Origin of the sequence: Amycolatopsis kentuckyensis, assembly GCF_002155975.1 — a bacterium.
Lineage (GTDB): Bacteria > Actinomycetota > Actinomycetes > Mycobacteriales > Pseudonocardiaceae > Amycolatopsis > Amycolatopsis kentuckyensis.
On record NZ_MUMI01000260.1, the window covers coordinates 1 to 3,795 of the forward strand.

Consider the following 3,795-nt stretch of genomic DNA (forward strand, 5'->3'; position numbering starts at 1 on the left):
GACCGCGATCGCGGTCCCCGGGCCGAACACGCGCCGGGAGCGCCGGAGGTTGCCTACTTCCCGCTGGAGTACAGCGCGCTCACGTCCGCATCGGACAACGCCCGGTCGTAGACGTGGACCTGGTCGACGGCCCCGTTGAGGAAGTCGACCGGGTTGCCGCCGTACTTGCCGCGGCCGATCACCGTGTGGCCGGTCGACGCGTCGCCGAGGCAGACGCTCTTGGTGGCCACCGGCTGACCGTCGACGTACAGCTTGAGCGTCCCCGCGGCCGCGTCGCGGACACCGACCACGTGGTACCAGCGGTTCGCTTCCGGAGCCGTGGGCGCCAGGGCCCGCGTGCCGACGAAGCTCATCGCGAGCCGGTGGTCCGCGCCCGAGTACTGCAGGAAGAACGCGCTGTTGCTGTCGCCGTCCTGGCTCACGATCGTCTGGAAGCCGTCGCCGACCGCGGTGAACTTGACCCACGCCGCCGCGCTGTAGCTGCCTTCGGTGTTCACCAGCGCCGCGCCGGTGTCGGCGAACTGGCCGGAACCGTTGGTGGCCAGCGCCGATCCGCTCTTGCCGGCCGTCCAGGACGCGCCGCCGGCGAGCGTGGCGTCGTGGTCACCGACGACGTCCGCGGCCACCGTGCCCGCGTTCTCGTCGAACGGATACGCGGCGATGCCGTCGATCCCGGGGGTTCCGGCGGGCACCGACGGCCCGGAAACCGGGGCACCGGTGGCGCCCTTGATCACCGCGAGGTTCGCCGCGCGGACCGCCGCGAAGTCCATCTTCTTCACCTGCCGGTCGTAGGTGAAGAAGCCGTTGACCTCCTTTTCGACGTCGGTGGTCTGCGTGTAGACACCCGCGGACACGCCGCACCGCTGGGCGACCAGCAGCAGGCGCTGCTGGAGCTCGCCGTAGCGCCGGGTCAGCGTCGCGCTGTCGGGCTCCATCTCGTAGGCGAAGCTGCCCGCCGGGTCGAACTCGTGCCCGGCGACCTTGAGGCCGAGGCCGCCGTACTCGCCGTTGACGGCCGCGCGCTGGCCGGTCTGCACCGGCGTGCCGGGACCGGTGTAGGTGTGGTCGTCGTAGATGTCACCCTTGCCGCTGTCCGGTTCGGACCGGCAGCAGTTGACGCCGGACTCGGCGTTCACCAGCCGCGTCGGGTCCCAGGACTTGACCAGGTCGGCGATGCGGCCGACTTCGTAGTCGCCCCAGCCTTCGTTGAACGGCACCCAGCTGACGATCGACGGGAAGCTGCGGTGCTGGTCGATCATCCGCTTCAGTTCGGACTCGAAGGTGACGCGCGAAGCCGCCGACGGCTCGATGTCGTCCTTCATCGCCGGCATGTCCTGCCAGACCATGAGCCCGAGCTTGTCCGCGTAGTAGTACCAGCGGTCCGGCTCGACCTTGATGTGCTTGCGCACCATGTTGAAGCCGAGCGCCTTCTCCTGCTCCAGGTCGAACTTCAGGGCCGCGTCGGTCGGCGCGGTGTAGATGCCGTCCGGCCAGAAGCCCTGGTCGAGCGGGCCGACCTGCATGACGAACTTGCCGTTGAGCAGCATCCGCTGCTTGCCGTCGGCGGTCTTGCCGAGCCCGACCGTGCGCAGCCCGAAGTACGAGCCGACCTCGTCGCCCGAGGGGACGAGCTTCACCCGCAGGTCGTAGAGGAACGGGTCGTCCGGCGACCACAGGTGCGGCCGGTCGACCTTGAGCTTCAACGGCTTGTTCGCGTCGCCGGACACGCGTCCGACCGGGCGGCCGCGGTCGTAGGCCACCGCTTCGACGTGCTGCTTCACCGGCCCGCCGACGACGGCGTTCACCGTCACGGAACCGAGGTCCGGCGTGACGTCCAGGCGGTCGATGCGCGTGGCCGTCACCGGTTCCATCCAGACGGTCTGCCAGATGCCCGACGACGGCGTGTAGAAGATGCCGTCCCCGGGTTTGCGCTGCTTGCCGATCGGCTGCCCGCCCTGGTCGTTCGGGTCGGCGACGCCGACGATCAGCTCCTGGTCGCGGGCGGTGGTCAGGGCGTCGGTGACGTCGACGGAGAAACTGTCGTAGCCACCGGTGTGCCGGGCGACGGTCCTGCCGTTGACGAGCACCGTCGCGTCGTAGTCGACGGCCTGGAAGTGCAGCAGGATCCGCTGCCCCCGCCAGTCGCGCGGCAGCTGGAACGTCCGCCGGTACCACATGTTCGTCTCGTGGCGCATGATCCCGGACAGCGCCGACTCGACCGGGTACGGCACGAGGATCCGCTCGCCCAGTGTTCTCCCCACCGGCGCGGCTTCGCCGGGCTTGGCCGAGGAGAACTCCCAGACGCCGTTGAGGTTCTGCCACTTCGAGCGGGTCAGCTGCGGTCTCGGGTAGTCCGGCAGGGCGTTCGTGGGGGAGACGTCGTTCGTCCACGGCGTGGACAGCGGCGGGGCGAGCCGTTGCCACTGCGGTGGGGACCCGGCGTGCGCGGCGGGGACCGCGAGTCCGGTGAGGGCCAGCGCCAGTACGGCGGCCAGCCGGGCGGGGCGGAACATCGATGAACCTCCTGATAGGGGACAGGGGTCAGCGGGTACGGGAGCGCGCCAGCAGGCGCTGGATCACCACGACGACGAGCAGGAAGGCCCCGCTCACCACCGTCTGGTAGTTGGCGTCGAGGGTGCCGATCTGGTTGATGACGTTCTGGATGAGCGTGCGCAGCAGCACACCCACGAGGGTCCCGATGATCGTTCCGGCGCCGCCGGTGAGCAGCGTGCCGCCGATGACGACCACGGAGATCGCGTCGAGTTCGGTGCCGACGCCGATCACCGTGACGCCGGACTGCAGGTACGCGGCGGTGAGGATGCCCGCGACGCCGGCGAGCGCGCCGCTGAGCGTGTAGAGGCTGATCTTGGTTCGGGCCACCGGAAGTCCCATCAGCACGGCCGACTGCTCGGCGCCGCCGATGGCGAACACGGACTGCCCGAACCGCGTGCGGCGCAACAGGAGCCCGCCGAGCGCGAAGAGGACCAGCGTCAGGTACACCGGGACGCCGATGCCGAAGATCGTGCCCTGGCCCAGCCAGAGGAACGCCGAGCCGGGGTCCACTTTGTACGTCGTCGCGCCTTCGGACGTCAGGGCCAGCAGAAGCCCCCTGGCGAACAGCAGCGACGCCAGTGTGACGATGAACGGCGCCATCCCGGTGCGGGCGATGAGCACGCCGTTGACGAACCCGATCAGCGAGCACACCGCCAGGGGCAACAGGATCGCGACCACCAGGCCGTACTGGGCGCCGTACGCGGCGAGGACACCGCCGAGGGCGTAGTTCGAGCCGACCGAGAGGTCGATGCCGCCGGAGATGATCACGAACGTCATCCCGAGCGCGATCACCGCCAGGAACGAGCTCTGCAGGGCGAGGTCACGCAGGTTGTCGGGGGACCCGAAGCGGGGGAAGGCGAACCACGCGGCGGCCATGCCGAGCACGAGGACGACGGCGGCGCCCTGGCGTTGCAGGACTCCGGCGAAGGCGGCGTTGCGTTCCGCGGTCTGAGTCATCGGCTGCTCCGCTCGCGGGCGACGTAGACCGCGACGACGATGATGGCCGCCTGGACCATCTGCGCGGTCGAGTCGGGCAGGTTGTGCTTGATCAGGGTGGCGTGCACCAGCTGCATGAGCAGCGCGCCGAACACGGTGCCGAGCACGCGGACCCGGCCGCCGGTCAGCGGCGTGCCGCCCACGACGACCGCGGTGATCGCGGACAGCTCCATCAAGAGCCCCAGGTCGTTCGGGTCACTGGCGCCCAGCCTCGACGTCGCCAGCACACCGGCCACCGCGGCCAGC

General features: G+C 70.1%; 3 protein-coding genes. All 3 read right to left on the minus strand.

What is annotated here, in order from left to right; genetic code table 11:
• Window positions 1-53: 53 nt before the first annotated feature.
• Window positions 54-2,513: a LamG-like jellyroll fold domain-containing protein gene (locus tag CCN39_RS24620; protein ID WP_086845737.1), complete on the minus strand. Its 2,460-nt coding sequence runs from the start codon at window positions 2,511-2,513 to the stop codon at window positions 54-56.
• A gap of 28 nt (window positions 2,514-2,541) precedes the next feature.
• Window positions 2,542-3,510, minus strand: a complete 969-nt coding sequence (locus CCN39_RS24625) for an ABC transporter permease (protein WP_086845739.1) — start codon at window positions 3,508-3,510, stop codon at window positions 2,542-2,544.
• Window positions 3,507-3,795 (minus strand): ABC transporter permease (locus CCN39_RS24630; RefSeq protein ID WP_143264133.1); only part of this gene is annotated, 289 nt, incomplete at its 5' end. The genes CCN39_RS24630 and CCN39_RS24625, both read right to left, overlap by 4 nt.